Raw genomic sequence first — 19,327 nt, forward strand, 5'->3', positions numbered from 1 at the left:
TCAGTCAGACCGTCTTTGTCAGTGTCTGGGTTGCTCGGGTCGGTACCGAGATTGATTTCTTCATCATCGGTCAGACCGTCGCCGTCGGAGTCCTTATTGGTCGGGTCTGTTGGGTCACCCTTACCGTCACCATCGGCGTCCGTCGGGTTTGTCACACCCGATACCTCGTCACCGTCGCTAATCCCGTCGCCGTCGGTGTCGGGGTTATTCGGATCGGTGCCGAGCTTGACCTCGTCACCGTCCGACAGGCCGTCACCGTCGGTGTCGGGGTTGTTTGGATCGGTTGGGTCACCGATACCATCGTTGTCGTCATCGAACGGGTTGTGGTCACCGCCGAGAACTTCCTGACCATCGGTCAAGCCATCGCCATCCGAGTCCGGGTTGTTCGGGTCAGTCTTAGTCTCGTTAACTTCCCGCCCGTCGGTCAGACCGTCATCATCCGAGTCACCGTCGAGTGGGTCTGTATTGGTCTCATTAACTTCTTGACCGTCGTTCAGACCGTCACCATCGGTATCCGGGTTGTTCGGGTCGGTGCCAAGCTCCTCTTCCCGAACATCGGTCAAGCCATCGCCATCCGAGTCCTTGTTCGGGTCGACAACCGTAATCGTGAAGGTCGTACTTGCAGTTTCTCCGTCTTTTTCAACCGTGATGACAACTGGGTAGGGCTTTTCGGTCGGGTCGGTCGGCGCACCCGAGATAACACCAGTTGCAGGGTCGTACGTAACGCCGTCAGGCAGCCCAGTCACGGTAACCGTGGCGTCGGTGACTGGATTACCGGCTGCGTCCTTGACCGTCACAGTTGCGGGAGTGATCGGTTCGCCAACGTTAACTGTCTGGTTCTCCAGCGGGTCAGTGGCAACCGTGAGTGTGGCATCGGCAGGCTGTGTCACAGTGACCGTCGCGGTAATCGTTTCGCTATTTCCATCTGGGTACGAGACCACAACCGAGATGTCGTAGGTACCCGGGATGGTGTCAGCCGATGGGTTTGCGGCGATCGTACCGTCCGGGTTCACAACTGCCCAGGTCGGAATCGTTGCTGCCGGGTCCGGTGCAAAGGTTGTTCCCTCGGGCAACGTCGCGTTGGGGTCGGTAGGCGTCGGAACAGTGGTCGATGCGCCCGCTTCAACCGTTGCAGTCGGGTATTCCGGCTGGAACAAGGTAGCGTCATTTGGAACGACCGTCACCTTTGCTTCGATGACTTCAGTACTACCGTCGGGGTACTTGACAGTAACCGGAATCACGTAGTCACCGGGCTTGTCACCAACGTACTGGTCAATCGAAATCGTGCCGTCTGGGTTCACAGTTGCCCAGGTCGGCACACCTTCGTTCGCGCCATCGCTACCGCCAACGAAGGTGGTGCCTTCGGGCAGATCCTTCGCCGGGTCAACCGGAGTTGGAATCGTTACCGGCTTTGTACTGCCCTGCTCGATCGTGGTGTCTTGGTAAACAGGCTGGTAGGTGTCATTGTCCCGTGGGGGTGAAACGATGAACGAGTCGGCCGAAATCGCGTTCGAGCCGGCATACAGCGTTGCCGTGTAGATCTCACCTGGTTTCGCATCAGCCGGCACAGTGAAGGTGCATGCTTCAATTGCATCCTTCGAATCCGTCGCGTCACAAGTCTTCACGACGTTGCCTGAAGTGTCGGTCCAAACAACTTTGTGCGGCAGCGGTGAGAGATTGCCTTCGAAGCTGAGCTCTGCGGTGTTGCCCGGCTGCGCAGGCGCGTCGGTGGTGTTGTAGTTCGTAATACTCAGACCCGGCATGACATAAGGCACGACGGCGAAGTTGACGTTGTACCACATCGGGTTCTGCACCAGGTTCTGCGCCGGTGAAGTCTGCGGGGTCCACGAGAGGTTTGCGTTAGGACGCTGGTAGGTGTTTGCCATGAAGCCTGAGTAGGCTTCTGCAACATTGCCATCACGGTCGAGTACGTATCCGTACATGTAATTCGTGTTGAGCGTGCCCTCAGGGAAACGAACCGTGTAGCGACCATCCGCATCGGTCGTTGCCTTCACCGTTGCTGCGATGTACTCAGGGTGCGCAGTCAGCAGTTCTCGGAACGCTGCTTCTCGCTGATCGTCAGGAAGCTGATTAATCTTCGACGCTTCGGCAGCTCCTGCGCTAGTCAGTGAAGACATCACGACTGTGTATTCGGAAGCGGCAACATCGCCAGAAACAGACCCGTAGTTCGGACCAGTCGCACTGTTTGCGAGGTCTGCGCCCTTACCAAGCTCCACCCAGACTCGGCCCGATACCGAGTTCTTCGCCTGCAACGAGACTGCCGGCGACGCGAGCGGGCCTGCAGTGTCAGTGATGGGGTTGGCCGAGGTCATGTAGTCACCTGGCTGCGAGTACATGAACACACCAGTGAGCTGCATATTGCCACCAAGGCTGGGCCACTGGCCGAGGTTACTCGAGGTAGCGGTACCAATGAAGGTACCGGGGGTAAAGCCTCCCACCTGGCGCAGCGGCGTGAACTGCGTACCAGTGGCGTCGTTTGTGTATGGCTCGGCCCAAATGCGGTACTGCTGGTCGCCCTTGGCACTGTAGGTGTGGACCTTGCCGTAGGCATCCGTCCAGCTCATTCCTCCTGTACCGGTACCAAATGCGTAGGTTCCAGCGCCACCGTTACCGCCGACGGCACCGGGAAGCGTGTGGGTTTTGGCGGTGAAGACTGGAGAGACCGAGCCATCCGAGTCAATGAACTGCGCGTACACGACCGTGCCATCAGGCGCTGGCGTGCTGCCGTTGTCGATGGTTGCACCTGGCGTGCCTCCGGGGTCAACCTCGAAGACGTGGCCAGAAAGTAGGCCTCGGCCAACACCAAACGAGTCAGTGAGGTTGCTCGCACTCGTAACACGACCAGACGCGATCATGTCGGCATCAACCGCGACTTCGCCGGTCGGGATCGTTGCCATCGGAGCGACAGCACCCGCGTAGATTCCAAAGGTCTGTGCCTGCGCCGGCGCAGCAAAGAACGAAGCCCCTGCGACCGGGGTTAGTCCAGCAAGACCGAGACCCAGGGTGAGTGCAACACCGCGACGGAAGTTCCCGCCAGCACGTTTCTGGTGCATCTTTTCCTCATCTGTAGATTTTGTGTGTACATCAACCGTAGTAGAGGGCTTCCGCTCACGGAATGAACATTTCTCAGACTGTTGATGAAGCACAACGCCGCGGCGGTCAACCGCCACAGACTTATCGATTGGCGATAATTGAGTGCGGCAAGCTGACTTGGGCAGGCACGTCGACACTCTCATCGCGCGAGCCGAGCAATCCATGCCTTGAGCAGACGAGCCAAGAGCGACACTGACGCCAACGAAACAAACCCCGCACCTACTGGTACGGGGTTTGGCTACAGCGGAGCCGCCTGCCGGAATCGAACCGGCGACCTATTCATTACGAGTGAATCGCTCTACCGACTGAGCTAAGGCGGCCTGCGCCCGCAAACGAGCGACAAGAAATGTTATCGCATTTCAACGCCGCAGGCCAGTCCGACCTGTCACTCGATAGAACAACGATGCGGGACAGCAACCTGATCTGGCTGCCGCCCCGCATCGCCACACGAGAGCTACTCCGGTTTACAGGTCAGGTCGCTCTCTGGCACCTTGCCGGTAACGAAATATTCGTCAATCGCGTCGACGGTACATGGATTGCCCTCGTCGTAGGCAATGTGGCCTTCGCCCTCGTACACAATGAGCGTGGCAGACTCGAGCTGTTCCGCAACCGCTTCGGCCCACTCAAGCGTGGTGGCCGGGTCGTTCGACGTGGCCACAACGAGCACCGGCGGCGCCCCCTCGCCCTTGACCGGCTTGAGTTCTTCGACCTTAGACTTCACCGGCCAGGTTTCGCAGGTGATGTCACCGATCTCGGCCATCGCCTCGGCCATCTCCGCATCCTTGAACAGCATCACTTCATTGAGTTCTGCGTTGTACTTGCGGATCGTTTCCTTGTCGGTTTCCAGCGGCATGTCCAAGCAGTTGATCGCGGTGAACGCGTCGAACATGTTCGATGCATAGTGCCCCTCGGTATCGCGACCGAGGTATGCATCCGACAACATGAAGAACATCGTCGCGTCGCGATTGTCCTTCCACAATGTGAACGCCTGGGTGAGCAGTTCCCAAGTCGACTCGTCGTACATCGCCGTAACGATTGCCTGCTGGATCACGCTAGAGGTGACGACACGACCGTCGGTGTGCTTGGGCAGCTGGTCGTCGACCTCATTCATCATCTTCTGAATCTGCATAATCGCACCATCGACACCGCCGACGTTATCGAATGGGCATGCCTGGCTGCTCAGGCAGTCCTTGAGGTACGCGCGCGTGGACTCCGCGAACTTTGTCTGCTGGTCGATCACCATATCGAACCCGCCGACGGTCGGATCAGTGGCACCGTCGAGCGTGATGCGACCGACGCGGTCCGGGTACTGGTCGATGTAACGCGCACCAATGTCGGTGCCGTACGAGAACCCGAAGTAATTGAGCTTTGGTTCGCCAAGCACGGCGCGCAGCATGTCAAGGTCGCGCACGGTTGAGTTGGTGTCGACGTACTCGAGCAGCGGGCCGGTATTCTTCAAGCAGGCAGCACCGTACTCGGTTGATTTCTTGATCTGGTAACTCACAGCCTGTTCCGGCGTCATGTCGGCCGCGTTCTCGGGAACGCCGTAGAGGTACTCGTCGGTGCCTTCATCGTCGTAGCAGGTCACCGCGCTTGAGTGGCCCACACCGCGCGGGTCCCAGCTCACCAAGTCGAAGTTTTCGCGCAGCTTCTTCGAGAACATCGACGACGACTGGCCAACGTGGTCAATTCCGCTACCACCGGGGCCGCCCGGGTTCGAGAGCAGCGCGCCCTGCGACTCCCCCTTGGCTGGCAGGCGGATGAGTGCGAGCTCGATCGGTTCGTGCTCATCGGGTGCGTCCCAGTTCATCGGCGCTTCGACCGTCGCGCATTCAAACTTTTCACCCACCGCATACTCGGCAGGGCACTCCGACCATTCGACATCCTGCTCGTAGAACTCGCGCAATTGCGGATCCAGATCGGCATCGATCAACTCTTCGGCACTGTACTCGCGCTGACCCGTGCCCTGTAGTTCTTGAATCAGCACGCATCCACTCAGCAAGAAACTGGTGACCGCACCGAGTGCGATCGAGCCCATCAGTCGGCGATGTTTACGGCCGGTTTGCCCAAACATAGTGTCCTTTCAACAGGAGTTCTCAATACGGTCAGTCGAATTCAGCAACAAACGTCAGCAGTAGCGCCTCGAGCACGAGTACCGGTGGCACATTCGCCATCAAGCGCGTGCGTGCCTGCTGAACCGCTTCGATGTTCGCAATCGAGTGTTCTGCCGACATTCGCCCAGCCGCAGCTGCAATCTCGCCCCGAATAGCTTCGTTGACCAGCGCAACCGGTGCATCCACCTGCAGCATGAGCACATCCCTCCAAACGGACTGAATATCCGTCAGGATGCGGTCAACGCCGTCGAGCGTCGCTCGTCGCGCTCGCTTCTTCTGCTGATCTTCGAGGTCACGGAACACGCTGCGCAACTGCCGTGGAACGGCTTCATCGGGGTTCAGGCCAAGGCTGCGATACGTCGCGAGACGTTCGTGTTCGTGTTTGGCGTCGGCCGCCGCTTTGCCGTCGGCTTCGGCGAGCGCAACCAGGGCACCCGCTTTGCGGACCGCTTCACCGGTCGACCGCATCCCGAGAATGCCCTGCAATGAGGCGTCGCGACGCTGCCAGGCCTCGGGAGTGGTGACCAGGCGCGAAGCCATGCCAACGTGAGATTGCGATTCGGCCGCCGCTCGCAGCGCGGTATCGCGGTCGACGCCGTGACGATGCACGAGCAAATCAGCAACCGCATCCACCGACGGCGTACCCAGCGGCACCACACGCACACGTGACCGAATCGTGGGCAAGAGGTCGGCAACGCTCGGGGCGCACAGCACCCACACCGTCGTGTCCACCGGCTCTTCGATCGCTTTAAGCAGCGCGTTCGAGGTGCGCTCGATCATGCGATCGGCGTCTTCGACCACGATCACGCGATAGTTCGCGTGGGTTGGTGAGCGCGATGCGCGGCCAACGAGCGAGCGAGCCGTTTCGATGCTCAAGACGACCGTGTCGGTGACGACAGCATCGAGGTCGGGGTGCGAGCGGGACTTGACCTGCGTGCAGGTGTTGCAGTCACCGCAGCCACCGTTTGGGCACAGCAGCGCCGCCGCGAATGCGTAGGCACAGGTCGAGCGGCCGGAACCTGCGGGCCCGGTGATGAGCCACGAGTTCGTGAATGCCTGCGCTTCGGCGCTGCCCGGTACCGAACCGGCGACGGCGCGTTGCAGGGTGGCGACGGCTTGCGGCTGGCTCGCGCACTCGTCCCAAACGCTCACGCGCACTCCTGCAGCAGTTCGATGACGCGGCTGCGGATGCGCTCGGCGACGGTTTCCAGCGGCTGCGATACGTCGACGACGAGGTAGCGTTCCGGTGCGGCCACGGCCTGCGCGAGGAACTGCTCGCGCACCCGGCGGTGAAAGTCGAGTTCGAGCGACTCGAGCCGGTCGAGGCCCTCGCGCTCATTCTGCATTCGCGAGCGCGCGATCTCGGGGTCGAGGTCGAGCAGGATGGTGAGGTCGGGTTGGAGCCCTTCGGTTGCCCACTCGGACAGCGATCGGATCTCGTCTGGGCCGAGGTCGCGGCCCGAGCCCTGGTAGGCGACGGATGAGTCGATGTAGCGATCCTGGAGCACGACCTTGCCCGCTTCGAGTGCAGGGCGCACGACCGAAGCGATGTGATGGGCGCGGTCGGCCGCGAAGATCAGCGCTTCGGCACGCGGGTGGAGGTCGCCCGGGTGGTGCAGCAGGATCTGTCGCAACTGCATCCCGAGCTCGGTGCCGCCGGGCTCGCGCGTGCGCACGACCTCGCGACCGTGCTCAGCAAACAGCGCTTCGAGCTTGGCGGCGTGCGTGGACTTGCCCGCTCCGTCGCCGCCTTCGAGCGTGATGAACACCCCGCGCATCGGTTACTCGGCAGCCGTGTCGGTAGTCGCGGCCTTGCTTGGGGTCGACTTCGTGGCCGTAGTCTTCTTGGCTGCGGTTGACTTGGCCGTCGTGGACTTGGCGGTGCGGGTCTTCGCGGTGCTGGCCTTCTTGGCAGCAGTCGTCTTCTTCGCGGCCGGTTTCTTGGCCGTGGTGGTCTTCTTGGCTGGCGCCTTCTTCGCGGCGGTGCGACGCTTCGTCGGCCCCTTCGCGCGCTTCTCGGCAATCATCTCGACGGCACGCGCGAACGTGATGGTGGATGCATCCGCCCCGCGCGGAACCGTAACGTTCGTTTCACCGTCGGTCACGTACGGGCCGAAGCGGCCATCCTTGACCTTCACGACCTTGCCCGAAACCGGGTCGGGCTCGCCGAAGTCCAGAATCACGGTCTTCGACTGGCGGTTGGCGTACTTCGGCTGCGCGAACAGTTCCTGTGCACCGGCGAGGTCAATCGTGAAGATCGAGTCTTCGTCGGGCAGCGATCGCGTGTCGGTGCCCTTCTTGAGGTACGCACCGTAGCGACCGTTCTGCGCGGTCACCTCGTTACCGCTTTCTTCATCAACACCTACGACGCGCGGCAGCGAGAGCAGCTTCATCGCGTCGTCGAACGTGACGGTTTCTGGCGACATGCTCTTGAACAGCGATGCGGTGCGCGGCTTCGGCGCGGCCTTCTTGCGCTTGCCGGGCTCGGGCGCCTCGGGCTCGGGCAGAACTTCCGACACGTACGGACCGAAGCGACCGTCCTTCACGACGATGTCGTGGCCGGTTTCTGGGTCCTGGCCGAGCACGCGGTCACCTGCAACCGGAGCATCGATGAGCTCCTGCACCTTTTCGGCGGTGAGCTCATCGGGGGCAAGTTCCTCGGGCACGTTGATGCGGCGCGGGTCGCCCTCCCCCTCAGCGGCGATTTCGATGTAGGGACCGTAGCGGCCGATACGCAGCGTGGCGGTATCGGTCAGCTTGGTCGAGTTCAGCGCCCGAGCGTCAATCTCGCCAAGGTTGTCGATCACGCGACGCAGGCCCGGGTGGTCGTCCGAACCAAAGTAGAAGTTGCCGAGCCAAACGACGCGGTCTTGGTCACCGGCAGCAATCGCATCCAGGTCAGATTCCATCTGCGCGGTGAAGTCGTACTCGACGAGCTCGTGGAAGTGGTCTTCGAGCAGCCGCACCACCGAGAACGCGGTCCAGCTCGGCACAAGCGCGGTGCCGCGACGCACGACGTAGCCGCGGTCCTGGATGGTGGCCATGATCGATGCGTAGGTCGACGGACGACCAATGCCGAGTTCGTCGAGCACCTTCACCAAGCTCGCTTCGGTGTAGCGCGGCGGTGGCGTCGTTTCGTGCGACTTTGCCTCGGCGCCGGCGACCGAGACGGCTTCGCCTTCGCTGAGCTGCGGGAGCTTCGATTCGTTCGCGGCCTGCTTGTCGTGACGGCCCGCATCCTGGCCCTCTTCGTATGCGGCGAGGAACCCGCGGAACGTGATGACCGTTCCCGAAACCTGGTACTGGCTCGGCATCGGCGTTACGGTGCCGGATGCATCTGGCAGTTCGATTGCGGCGCCCGCAAGCGTGACGGTTGCGGTCTGCCCCTTGGCATCGGCCATCTGCGAGGCGACGGTGCGCTTCCAGATCAGCTCGTACAGTTTGCGCTCTTGGTCGTTAACGCCGGTGAGCGCCGACGGACGAACAAACTCGCTACCCGCCGGGCGGATCGCTTCGTGCGCCTCTTGCGCATTCTTCGACTTGTTGCCGTAGTAGCGCGGCTTGTCGGGCACCGAGTCGGCACCGTAGAGCTGGCTCGCTTGCGAGCGGGCAGCCTGAATCGCCTGCGTCGAGAGGTTTGGCGAGTCGGTACGCATATAGGTGATGTGACCGTTTTCGTACAGCGACTGCGCTACCGACATGGTCTGTCGTGCCGAGAAGTGCAGCTTGCGCGAGGCCTCCTGCTGCAGCGTCGACGTGGTGAACGGCGCTGCCGGGCGGCGCGTGTACGGCTTCGATTCGATGGACTCGACGTTGACGGCAACATTGCCGGCCTCGAGTTCGCTGGCGAGCGTGGTTGCGGTCGGCTCAGTGAGCACGAGCACATCGTTCTTGAGCTGACCGTGGTCGTCGAAGTCGCGGCCGGTGGCCACACGCTTGCCGTCGAGCTGCGTCAGCCGCACCGTAAACGGCTGGTTCGATGCGGTGAAGTCGGCGTCAACACCCCAGTACGTTGCCGAAACGAAGGCGAGACGTTCGCGCTCGCGCTCGACGATCAGGCGGGTCGCTGCCGATTGCACGCGGCCAGCAGAAAGACCTGGGCCCACCTTGCGCCAAAGCACCGGCGAGACTTCGTAGCCGTACAGCCGGTCAAGGATGCGGCGGGTTTCCTGTGCGTCGACCAGGTGTTCGTCGATGTCGCGCGTCGCGTCCTTGGCCTTCTCAATCGCCTCTTGGGTGATCTCGTGGAACACCATGCGGCGCACCGGCACCTTGGGCTTGAGCACCTCAAGCAGGTGCCACGCGATCGCTTCACCTTCGCGGTCTTCATCGGTTGCGAGGATGAGTTCATCCGCCGTCTTGAGCGCCCGCTTGAGCTCGGTGACCGTCTTCTTCTTCGCATCCGACACCGCGTAGTACGGCTCGAAACCGTTGTCGACGTCGACCGAGAACTTACCGAGCGAGCCCTGCTTCTGCTCGGCAGGCAGGTTCTTCGGCTCGATCAGGTCGCGGATGTGACCGACCGACGCCATCACCGTGTACTCGTCACCCAGGTACTTCGAGATGCTCTTGACCTTGGTGGGCGACTCGACAATGACGAGCTTGTTCGACACGATGCGGTTCCTTGTGGGTTGAAGCTGGATGCGTGGATGGCGTTGAGGTTTCGGGGTTCGGGATGCCAGTTGGTTGCGGCCCGAAGCACCTGCCTCGATTCACGACGCAAGTTAGTTGGCAGATTAGCAGCCGCCAGCGGGAGCTGGATTCGCCTGTGGGTGAAACGCGGTGGTTTCGCGCCTCGGTTGCTGCCCTAGGACAGTCGTTCGGACACGGCCGCGCACGCCACTCCTTTTATATAGGGATGCGGCTCCGGACTTGCTCAAGGCTGCCCAGATTGCGCGTGGCCCCGTTGGAAAGTTGTTGCAAATACGGGGCAGCAACCCGCATATGCGGTCGCCGCCCCGTATTTGCAACAGATTTCTGACGCAGCGCTACTTCTGCACCTCTTCGAGGTTCATCGCCATGGTCTTCGGCACATCCTTGAACCCCTTGCTGATGAAGCCCAGGTAGATCAGGCCGATTACTGCCCAACCGCATCCGATTCCGAGCGCGAGGGGCGACAGCGAAGTCCACAGCCAAACGCACATGCCGAAGCCGATCACCGGCAGCAGACCGTACAGCAGGTAGGCCTGGGTCGAGCGCAGGCCCTTGTCGATCAGGAAGTGCTTGATCACCGCGAGGTTCACCATCGAGAACGCGACGAGCGCACCGAAGCTAATGAGCGAAATGATCACGTCGAGATCGGCGAACAGCGCGATCAGCGAGATTGCCGCGACGACCAGGATGGCGTTTCGCGGCGACTGGGTGCGTGGGCTCAGCACACCGAACACCTTGCGCGGCAGCACGCCGTCGCGACCCATCGAGAACAGCACGCGAGCGGTCGCAGCCTGCGAGGTGAGGGCACTGGCGGCCGCACCAACCAGGTACGCCACCAAGAAGAACGCCTCAAGTGCGGCGCCACCGACGTGGCCGATGAGCTCGAGCGATGCCGTGTCCAGCGAGGTAAACGTGCTGAAGTCCGGCCATGCGCGCTGCGAAGCCCAGGTGATGACCATGAACAGCAGACCGCCGCAGAGCACCGTCAGGACGACGGCAACCGGCACGGTGCGACGGGGGTCCTTGGCTTCTTCGGCCATGGTCGACACGGCATCGAACCCGAGGAACGACAACGCCAGCACCGACGCACCGGCCGCCAGCATGCCGAACTCGGTGCCGTCCGACCAGAACGGATCTGCGACACCGACGCTCGCATCCATCTTGCCGAAAACGAGGAACAGGAACACTGCTACGAACAGCAGCTGGAAGGCGACCAGGAACGAGTTCGCGTTCTTCACCACTGAAATACCAAAGAGGTTGAGCCCGGTGACCACCACGATCGCGAGCAGGATGACCGACCACGCCGGAATCTGCGGGAATTGCGCATTGATGTACAGGCCGAGCAGCATGTAGTTGATCATCGGCAGCATGGCGTAGTCGATTAGCATCGACCACCCGGTCAAGAAGCCAACGCCCGGGCCGAACGCCTTCTTCGAGTAGGCGTAGGCGCTACCGGCGGTGGGTTCTGAACGCACGATGCTGGCATAGCTGAGCGCGGTGACAAGCATGGCCAGCGTCGTCAGCACATAGGCACCGGCGAGGTGCCCCTGCGTGATGTCGGTGACGATGCCGTAGGTGCTAAATACCGTCAGCGGCACCATGTACGCGAGGCCAAAGAACAGCAGCGATGGGATGCCAAGGACTCGCTTGAGCTGCTGTGGGTTCTGCCGCTCGGTTGTTGTGGTTTTCGTCATTGAAATTCCCTAGGTGTGGGGTCGCAAGGTCGGATGACGGTGCGAGGGGTGGGTTGAAGATGGTTACGGGTGAATTCGCGGGTTCGCCGAATACGTAGGTGCCGTCAATGGCGGTGGCCAGGATCTCGACATCGACAACGTCGGTCGCCGGGTGGCGGTGAGATCTTGCGCCCAAACGGTGAAGTCCGCAGGGTCTACGGGCATGTTCGAACTCCTTCGTTCAGGTACGACAGGCACCCCAGTCATCGCTGATGGGGTTTGCCGTTCGTGTTGCCGACACCAGCCTGACCGGTGATGGTCTGGGCGATGGCGGCAGTTTCCGGGTGGGGTTCGGGTGTAGCTAGTGCTTGCGAGTGTCGACGACGAACTGACCGTCAACACAGGTCGCGAGGATTTCGACCTTTGGAAGGTCCACGGGGTCGGTGTCGCGCGGGTCACGCGCCCATACAGTCAGGTCGGCGGGTTCGCCCACCTGCAATGTGGATCCGGTACGTCCCACGGAGCGCGGTACATATCCGGTGTAACCGCGCAGGGCTTCTGCCGCGGTCAGGGCTTGTTCGGGGTGGATCGGCTTGGTGTTGCGGTCATGCGGGTAACGCAATTGCGCATCGGCGATGATCCCGCGCGGGTCGTAGTCGGCAACCGGCCAGTCCGAGCCAAGCGCCTCGACGACACCAGCCTGCAAGAAGCTGCGGGTCTTCCATCCCTGCTGGTTACGGGGCGCTCCCAGACGCTTCGACCAGGTGTCGGCGCCTTCGGGATGCGTGAACAGGGTGCAGTGCGACGGCTGTACGCAGACGGTCAGCTGGTTTTCGCCGATGAACTCAATCACGTCTTCGGCAACGATCTCGAGGTGGTCGATGCGGTGCTGCACGCCGTTCTTCGGCAAGGCGGCGAGGGTTTCGGCGACGAAGCGCACACCCTGGTCGCCGATGGCGTGGGTGATGGTGGCGACGCCGTTGAGGTGCAGCGTGCGTACGTGCTCCGCGTACTTCTGTGGGTCGTGCCAGAAACTGCTGAGGCATTCCCCATAGGTGTCGGGCTCCTCGAGCCAGGCCGTACCTCCGTCAACAGTGCCATCGATGAACAGCTTGACCCCTTCGAAGCACCAGCGGCGCCCGCCCTGCCCCTGTTGGTCGACTAGGCGCTGCACATCGGCAGCTTCCATGTCAGGCGTGCACCACGGCGAGATGCGCAGGCGGATCGGCAGTTCACCATTTGCCTCGATGTGTTCGAGAATGGCGACGAGGTCGCGCGGGCGAGCGTCCGGCACGTAGGCCTCGGTCAGGCCGGCTTCGGCCATACCGGTAAGCAGTTCTACGAGACGGTTCGCCTGGAACTCCACCGATGGTCGAGGCACGACCGGCAGCACCAGGTCAATCGCCGAGAATTCGAGCACGTGGCCACTGAGCCCGCTGCCATCGCGGCGCTGCACGATACCGCCGCCATCCACGGTTGAAACCGGTTCACTGAGCTCCGCGAGCGCGAGAACCGGGTCAGAGACAAGCGCTGAGTGCGCATCGAACATGGTGATGTAGACGTACCGGTCGGCACCGAGCGCTTCGGTGATGAAGTCATTGGTGACCTCGTCAGTCTCGAGCGCGGTTGGCAGCATGCCCCAGCCAAATACCCAGTCATCGCTGCCGAGCGTTGCGGCTTCTTGCTGCAGGGCCTGGATGAGGTCTGCTCGCGTTTCGCAGGCCGAAAGGTCGGCACCGCGCGACATTTCCAATCCCCAAACGGGGTGGGCGTGACCGTCGATCAAGCCGGCAGTGATGACCGCATCCGGGAAGGATTCAACCGGTGCGTCAGGACGTTCTTGGCGGAGCGCCTCGAACTTGCCCACGGCGGCGATCTTGCCCTGACGGATAGCGACGGTGTCTGCATCCTTCGAAAACTCGCTGATGACTCGTCCGGCACGGATGAACTTAGTGTCGGTCATTTCTGCTCCTCGTTGCGTACGCCATTGTCGCTAGTGGGCCGAACCGTGCATTGTCGCGGGCACGGACACCACTCATGTTTTACCGCGAGGCCCCTGAATTGGACCTCATTGCGCTCGGTTTCACGTTGGGGTTGCCACCAAGCGTGAAACGTTTCAAACAGGATAACGAAAATTGATGACCCCGCAAGGGCGCGACGCAAACGGACCCAAATTTGGCCGCGCACGCACATCGTTTCGATTTGGATATATCGCAATCCCACATAGACTTCGTCACATGTCGCCTTCCAACCGCGTGACAATCCCGGATCTCGCCGATGAGCTCGGGCTTTCAGTTGGAACGGTTTCGAGTGCACTTAATGGCAAGTCCTCGGTGGCCGAATCCACACGTAAGCGCGTGCTCGATTTGGCGCGCCTGCGCGGCTACAAGTTCAACACGGCAGCCCGAGGCCTGCGCTTCGGCCGCCCCACAACGTTCGCGCTGCACGTTCCGCTCGCGGCCCGCACGCTGAGCTACTACATGCAGTTCGCGATCGGGTTTGCGGATGCGGCAGCAACTGTTGACGTCGACGTCGTGCTTTCGGCGTCAAACGCCGCCGGTCGTGGCGAAGCATTCCGTGTCGACGGCGCTGCGGTAGCCGATTGGGAGGCGAGTTCCGGTGGAATCGAAGAACTCATCCACGCCCAGGTACCGGTTGTTGCTGCCGATGGATTCCCCTGCAACGCCCCGTCACCCGCCGCCATCGTGCAGGTCGACTATCACGGACAGATTCACCGCATCCTGGAATCTGCCCGCGCCGGCGGTGCTACCCGCGTCGCGCTGGTTGCCCCTGATGATTCGTTGCAGGCCCGCTGGACGACCGATGTCATCGATGCCTGCGCCGCCGCCTGCGCCGAGTTCGGCTTACCGATGCAGACGGCAAGATTCCCCATCTTTGGGACATCCGAAGACCTGACTGAACTTGTTCGCAGCCTGCTGGCGGATGCGGACGCTCCCGATTGCATCGTGTTTGGTGGTCAGAATTTGGCTGGGTACGCGGCCTCGAACCTGCAATTGGGTACCCCGGGATCAGCCGTGCCGTGGATTGCTTCGTGCGCTGGCGATCAGCTCACCGAGATTGGCTCCTCCACGATCACCGCGATCGATGCCAACCCGATCGCCTTGGGCGCACGCTGCGCGACGCTATTGCACGAGCTCGTAACCGCAGAATCGGCGCCGAGCGAACCGATCGTCGAACCCTGGCCATCCACGATCGCTTGGGGCGACCACTGGCCTCGCCTCGACGCGTAACGCGCCGCTGCTAGGCTGCAGACGTGTCGGTTTCAACACTTTCTGCGAGCACCCAGGACTATTTGAAAGCCGTTTGGGTGCTGAGCGAGTGGACCGAAAAACCGGTTACGCCGTCGATCATCGCCGAACGCATTGGCGTCACCACCTCGACCGTGTCGATCACCCTCGGCAAGCTCGCCAAACAGGGTTTCGTGAACCACGAACGCTACGGCGCGGTCACGCTCACGCCCGAGGGCGAACAACTCGCGCTGGCCATGGTTCGTCGCCACCGCATCCTCGAAACTTTCTTGGTCGAGATGCTCGGCTACACCTGGGATGAAGTGCACGACGAAGCCGAACGCCTTGAGCACGCGGTGTCTGACCTACTGATCAGCCGCCTCGACACTCACCTCGGTCACCCCAACCGCGACCCGCACGGCGACCCGATCCCCTCCCCCACCGGCGAACTCGTCAACCTTGACGAAGCTGTCATGCTCGCCGATGTGCCCGCGAACACGCGCGTACGAATTGAGCGCGTAAACGACGCTCAACCCGAGATGCTGCGCGAATTTTCGCGCCGCGGCATCGGCGTCGGCTCGGTGCTCACGACTGCCGACCCCGACCCGCTCGCCGACACGGTGAGCGTTACGATTTCGGGTGTGAAAACGCCCGTGCTACTGGGTGCAGCCGCCCGGCGTGCCCTTTGGGTTGTGGCTGCCGACTCGCCGAAGCAGTAGTCCGCTCGGTCAACACGAGACCGCTGGCCACGCGGTCATCTGCCATACCTTCAAGCGACGCCCGCTCACTCGACGCGCGTTGCCGCATCCGCCAACGACGCATTTGCACGATGCCGGCCGCCAGCACGCACAGCACTCCGAACACCACGGCCATGCCGGCCGACGTTGGGGCATTGCACCAGTACGCCAGTTGGAATCCGAGGAGTGCTCCGATCACAGCGGTGGTGATCGTGGCGATCATCATGGTTCGTATGCAGTCGCTCAGCAGTTGCCCCACCGCGGGTGGCACCACCACGAGCGCGAGCACGAGCAGTGCCCCGGCGCCCTGGAACGCGACCGTCACGGTAAACGCGGTGAGTGTCATCGCTGCCAGCGTGATGCGGCGTGGATGCAGCCCCAAGAGTTCTGCGGTTTCGGGATCGAATGCGCTTGCCACCAGGCGTTTGCGGAACCACCAGGCAAATAGGACATTGACGAGACACACGGTGCCGACTTCCCAGAGGTATCGCGAGCCGAGCACGCTACCGCCGACTTGCCACTGCGGCAGCACCGCGAGGTTGAAGTCGCCGACGAGCACGGTGTTGACGTCGAGGTGGGTGTGCCGTGCGCGGGTAGAGAGCAGCAGTACGCCGATGCTGAATAGTGCCGGATATACGATGCCGAGGGCGGCGTCGCCGGTGACGTTGCGGCGGCGTGCCAGTGATTCGATGCAAAGCACGGCCGTGATTGCGGCTATGGCGCCACCGACGATGAGTAGCGGGGAACGAAGGTCGCCGGTTACGAGGTAACCAATCACCACGCCGGGGAGCATGGCGTGACCCATCGCATCCACAACCATGCTTCGGCCGCGCAGCACCACGAAGGTGCCGGGAATCGCGCAGGCGAGTGCGGTGATAACGGCCGCGAGTGCGGCGGTTGCGGCGAGCGTCATGAGGCAGCTACCTGTTCGTGAAACGGTGCGGTATTCGAAGCACTGGCGGTTCTTGCTGTTCTTGCGGTTCGCCAGCGTTGCACGGTGGGCGCGCCGACGAGCGAGCATCCCAGAATCGCCACGAGTACGAGCACGATGATTGGGCCGGTTGGTAGCTGCCAAAGCATTGAGCAGTACGTGCCAATGATGGCACCGAGCGCGGCGAGGAATCCGGCCAGCGGCACCATCGTGTTGACGGATCGCACCCATTGACGTGCGGCGGCTGCGGGCGTGATGACCAACGCCACCATGAGGATCATGCCCATGGCGTTGATGCCGATAACTGTGGCAAGCACGATGCCGCTGTAGAGCGCGGCGTCGATGCACCGCACCGGCACGCCCATGAGTGCGGCGTGGTCGCGGTCGAAGCTGAACCACGCGAAGTACCCCATGAAGATGGCGACGGTAACGAGCACGATGACCGCGCTGATGCAGATGGCTTGCACGTCTCTGGAGGTGAGCTGGCTGGCGTTTCCGAGCAGCACGCTGCCGATGCCGCCTTTACGCGGGTAGGGGGTGTCGGTGATGTGCCGCAGCACGAGCATGCCGGCGCCGAAAAAGCAGGTGATGACGACGGCCATGGCGGTGCCGCCGTGGAGTCGGGTGGCGCGGGTGAGCCAGTTCACGAGGTGAACCGCAGCGAGCCCGCTGATGCCGGCGCCGATGAGCAATAGCGGCAAGTTTCTGGGGTCGTCGGGTGCAATGACGCTGCCGATGACAAACGCAACCAGAACGCCCAGGAACGATGCGTGCGCGACCACGTCGCACAGCAGTGCTTGTTTTCGCAGGTAGGCGAAGGCACCGAGGGTGCCGGCGACGAGGCCGATTCCGGCGGCGCCGATGCAGATGGTGCGAAACGTGTAGTCGCCGAGCAAGTCGGCTGGCAGCGATTGTTGGGCTGCGGTGAGGTGGGTGGCCGCGAGTTTTGCCTCAGCCAGTTTCGGTGGGGCTAGTTGAATGAGGGCGAGTGGATGCACGTCAGCAGGTTCCGTAGGGAAGTATGGTGTGCCGGTAGGTTGCTTCAAGGTTCCGGCGGGTGAGGGTGGTGGCGATGCTGCCGAACGCGATGACACGCTTGTTGAGCAGCAGCACGTCGTGGCAGTGTTGCCGAACGCTGGTCAGGTCGTGGTGCACGAGGATCACGGTGGCGCCCTGCTCGCAGAGTTTGCGCAGGGCGTCGAAGATGACCGATTCGCTCTGCATGTCTACGCCGGCGAAGGGTTCGTCGAGCAGGATGAGATCGGGGTTGCCAGCGATGGTTCGGGCGAGCAGTGCGCGCTGTCGCTGCCCGCCCGAGAGTTCACCAATTTGCCGTTGTGCGAGGGATTCGATGCCGGTCAGTTGGAGTGCCGCCGCCACGTGCTGGTGTTGCTCGGGGCGCAGGCGCTGCCATGGCCGATGGTGTCCGAACGTGCCCATCCGCACGAGGTCGGTGACGTTCATTGGAAAATCGAAGTCGAGTTGTTTCGCTTGCGGCATGTAGCCAACACGTTGGCGTGCGTACCGCAATGGCGCGCCGAAGAATTCGACGTGTCCCTCATCGTGCGGAATGAGCCCAAGAGCTGCACGCAGGAGTGTGGACTTACCTGCGCCGTTAGGACCAACAATGCCAAGCACTCGTCCCGCACGTGCACTGAATGTCGCGTCTTCGAGCGCGGTCTCTCCCCGATAACCGACGCTGAGGTGATCGACGCGCAGTGGAATTGGTGAAGTTTGGGTCATTTTGCGGGTGAGTTTCCGGCGGTTGCTGTTACCGCAGGCGCTGCGTCGTGTGCGGCGGATGCGGCTGACTCAGTGGATGCGGGTACCTTTCCGCCGAGTCCTTCGGTCACGACCCGGGCATTGTGCATGAGGACTTCGAGGTAGGTGTCGACGTCGGAGTCAGCACCGAGCGAGTCGGCATAGAGTTCCTCGTCGCTAACCTGAACTTCCCAGCCCTTGGCATGCACGGCTTCTTTGAGGCTGGTGATGGCCTGCGGGTTCTTTTGGTTGTCCTGGAAGATCGTCTTGACCTTGTGTGTGGCGATGAAGTCGGCGAGTTCGCGGATTTCGCCGGCACTGAGTTCAGCCTCGGTGGAGACGAGGTCGGTGGCTTCAACGTCGAGGTTGTAGGTGTGGCCGAAGTATTCGAAGGCGTCGTGCCCGGTGACGAGGGTGCGCTGGTCGTCGGGAATGGTCGCCATCATTTGGGCGATGTCGGCATGTGCGGCGCCGATTTCATCGCGGTAGGTTGCAGCGTTTTTGCGGTAGGTATCAGCGTTCGCCGGATCAATTTCGGCGAACTTCTCACCGACGCCCATGACGACTTTCTGCCAGTTCTCGGGTGAGTTCCAAACGTGCGGGTCGTGAGTTGCGGTGGGTTCGTTTTCATCATCCCAGCCGAGTAGGTCCCGTTCGGCGAGCACGTCTTCGGCGGCAAATTGCTTATCACCGAGCGCTTCGAGCTGTTCGGTCATGTGCGCTTCGAGGTGCAGCCCGTTCCAGACGGTGAGATCGGCCGACTGCATCATTTCGATGTCTTGGGTGGTGGGCTGATAGGTGTGTGGGTCGCCACCTGGACCAATCAATGTGGTGACTGATGCTTCGGGTGCGATGTGGTTCACGGCATCGGCAAGGTATCCGGTGGTTGCGAACACCGAGAGCTTGCCGGTGTCAGCAGGTTTGGGTGCTGCACATCCGGTGAGCAAACCCGCGGCAGCAATTGCTGCCGCCATTCCCACAGATAAGCGACGCATCAATAGTTTCATATTTGACTCCTCAAACTTTTACCTGTCGATAATGTTTATCACGGAGATTTTTGAGCAGTCAAATATTTATTCTTGATCATTGACATCAT

General features: G+C 61.8%; 13 protein-coding genes and 1 tRNA gene. 2 read left to right on the forward strand and 12 right to left on the reverse strand.

The genetic code is table 11. The features are described 5' to 3' along the window. The 8 genes from ZBI01S_RS08365 to ZBI01S_RS08400 all read right to left on the reverse strand — a co-directional run. Nucleotides 1-3,074, reverse strand: a 3,074-nt coding sequence (locus ZBI01S_RS08365; protein WP_222822383.1) for a Rib/alpha-like domain-containing protein, incomplete at its 3' end; no start/stop codon positions are given. Between the two features lie 287 nt (nucleotides 3,075-3,361). After that, a tRNA-Thr gene (locus tag ZBI01S_RS08370) sits at nucleotides 3,362-3,434 on the reverse strand. 134 nt (nucleotides 3,435-3,568) lie between these two features. Continuing rightward, nucleotides 3,569-5,188 (reverse strand): alpha/beta hydrolase, encoded by a 1,620-nt coding sequence (locus ZBI01S_RS08375; protein ID WP_083524645.1) that lies wholly within the window; start codon nucleotides 5,186-5,188, stop codon nucleotides 3,569-3,571. Between the two features lie 31 nt (nucleotides 5,189-5,219). Further along, complete coding sequence (locus ZBI01S_RS08380; RefSeq protein ID WP_066059174.1) at nucleotides 5,220-6,380, reverse strand: DNA polymerase III subunit delta'; 1,161 nt, start codon at nucleotides 6,378-6,380, stop codon at nucleotides 5,220-5,222. Then, the gene (gene tmk / locus ZBI01S_RS08385) at nucleotides 6,377-7,006 is read right to left on the reverse strand and encodes a dTMP kinase (RefSeq protein ID WP_066059125.1); all 630 of its coding nucleotides are present in this window, start codon (nucleotides 7,004-7,006) and stop codon (nucleotides 6,377-6,379) included. Before tmk ends, ZBI01S_RS08380 begins: the two co-directional genes overlap by 4 nt. A gap of 3 nt (nucleotides 7,007-7,009) precedes the next feature. After that, complete coding sequence (gene topA, locus ZBI01S_RS08390; protein ID WP_066059128.1) at nucleotides 7,010-9,841, reverse strand: type I DNA topoisomerase; 2,832 nt, start codon at nucleotides 9,839-9,841, stop codon at nucleotides 7,010-7,012. 375 nt (nucleotides 9,842-10,216) lie between these two features. Next, nucleotides 10,217-11,575 carry an APC family permease gene (locus ZBI01S_RS08395; protein WP_066059133.1) on the reverse strand — a complete coding sequence of 453 codons (1,359 nt, stop codon included), beginning with the start codon at nucleotides 11,573-11,575 and terminating at the stop codon, nucleotides 10,217-10,219. Between the two features lie 340 nt (nucleotides 11,576-11,915). Continuing rightward, the gene (locus tag ZBI01S_RS08400) at nucleotides 11,916-13,517 is read right to left on the reverse strand and encodes an amidohydrolase (protein WP_066059136.1); all 1,602 of its coding nucleotides are present in this window, start codon (nucleotides 13,515-13,517) and stop codon (nucleotides 11,916-11,918) included. 274 nt (nucleotides 13,518-13,791) lie between these two features. Here ZBI01S_RS08400 and ZBI01S_RS08405 point away from each other — a divergent pair, with 274 nt between their 5' ends. Together ZBI01S_RS08405 and ZBI01S_RS08410 are read left to right on the forward strand one after the other, a co-directional pair. Then, nucleotides 13,792-14,805, forward strand: a complete 1,014-nt coding sequence (locus ZBI01S_RS08405) for a LacI family DNA-binding transcriptional regulator (RefSeq protein ID WP_066059139.1) — start codon at nucleotides 13,792-13,794, stop codon at nucleotides 14,803-14,805. 23 nt (nucleotides 14,806-14,828) lie between these two features. Continuing rightward, entirely contained in the window at nucleotides 14,829-15,521 is a 693-nt protein-coding gene (locus tag ZBI01S_RS08410; protein WP_066059142.1) for a metal-dependent transcriptional regulator, read from the forward strand. Here the strand turns inward: ZBI01S_RS08410 and ZBI01S_RS08415 are convergent. Genes ZBI01S_RS08415 through ZBI01S_RS08430 form a run of 4 tightly spaced genes read right to left on the reverse strand, consistent with a single transcriptional unit; the run spans nucleotide 15,430 to nucleotide 19,205 of the window. After that, nucleotides 15,430-16,452 carry a metal ABC transporter permease gene (locus ZBI01S_RS08415; RefSeq protein WP_083524647.1) on the reverse strand — a complete coding sequence of 341 codons (1,023 nt, stop codon included), beginning with the start codon at nucleotides 16,450-16,452 and terminating at the stop codon, nucleotides 15,430-15,432. The genes ZBI01S_RS08410 and ZBI01S_RS08415 overlap by 92 nt on opposite strands. Continuing rightward, the gene (locus tag ZBI01S_RS08420; protein WP_066059145.1) at nucleotides 16,449-17,468 is read right to left on the reverse strand and encodes a metal ABC transporter permease; all 1,020 of its coding nucleotides are present in this window, start codon (nucleotides 17,466-17,468) and stop codon (nucleotides 16,449-16,451) included. The genes ZBI01S_RS08415 and ZBI01S_RS08420 overlap by 4 nt, the downstream gene beginning before the upstream one ends. Before the next feature lies 1 nt (nucleotide 17,469). Continuing rightward, entirely contained in the window at nucleotides 17,470-18,213 is a 744-nt protein-coding gene (locus ZBI01S_RS08425; protein WP_066059148.1) for a metal ABC transporter ATP-binding protein, read from the reverse strand. Then, nucleotides 18,210-19,205 carry a metal ABC transporter substrate-binding protein gene (locus tag ZBI01S_RS08430; RefSeq protein ID WP_245610588.1) on the reverse strand — a complete coding sequence of 332 codons (996 nt, stop codon included), beginning with the start codon at nucleotides 19,203-19,205 and terminating at the stop codon, nucleotides 18,210-18,212. Before ZBI01S_RS08430 ends, ZBI01S_RS08425 begins: the two co-directional genes overlap by 4 nt. Nucleotides 19,206-19,327: the final 122 nt, after the last annotated feature.

The sequence above is a fragment of the [Zimmermannella] bifida NBRC 103089 genome (genome assembly GCF_001570925.1).
GTDB classification, from domain to species: domain Bacteria; phylum Actinomycetota; class Actinomycetes; order Actinomycetales; family Microbacteriaceae; genus Gulosibacter; species Gulosibacter bifidus.

Coding starts and splice junctions, on each gene's coding strand:
- ZBI01S_RS08415 (WP_083524647.1), bottom strand. CDS start 16,452: ATGACGCTCGCCGCAACCGCCGCACTCGCGGCCGTTATCACCGCACTC.
- ZBI01S_RS08395 (WP_066059133.1), bottom strand. CDS start 11,575: ATGACGAAAACCACAACAACCGAGCGGCAGAACCCACAGCAGCTCAAG.
- ZBI01S_RS08375 (WP_083524645.1), bottom strand. CDS start 5,188: ATGTTTGGGCAAACCGGCCGTAAACATCGCCGACTGATGGGCTCGATC.
- ZBI01S_RS08400 (WP_066059136.1), bottom strand. CDS start 13,517: ATGACCGACACTAAGTTCATCCGTGCCGGACGAGTCATCAGCGAGTTT.
- tmk (WP_066059125.1), bottom strand. CDS start 7,006: ATGCGCGGGGTGTTCATCACGCTCGAAGGCGGCGACGGAGCGGGCAAG.
- ZBI01S_RS08405 (WP_066059139.1), top strand. CDS start 13,792: ATGTCGCCTTCCAACCGCGTGACAATCCCGGATCTCGCCGATGAGCTC.
- ZBI01S_RS08425 (WP_066059148.1), bottom strand. CDS start 18,213: ATGACCCAAACTTCACCAATTCCACTGCGCGTCGATCACCTCAGCGTC.
- ZBI01S_RS08430 (WP_245610588.1), bottom strand. CDS start 19,205: ATGGCGGCAGCAATTGCTGCCGCGGGTTTGCTCACCGGATGTGCAGCA.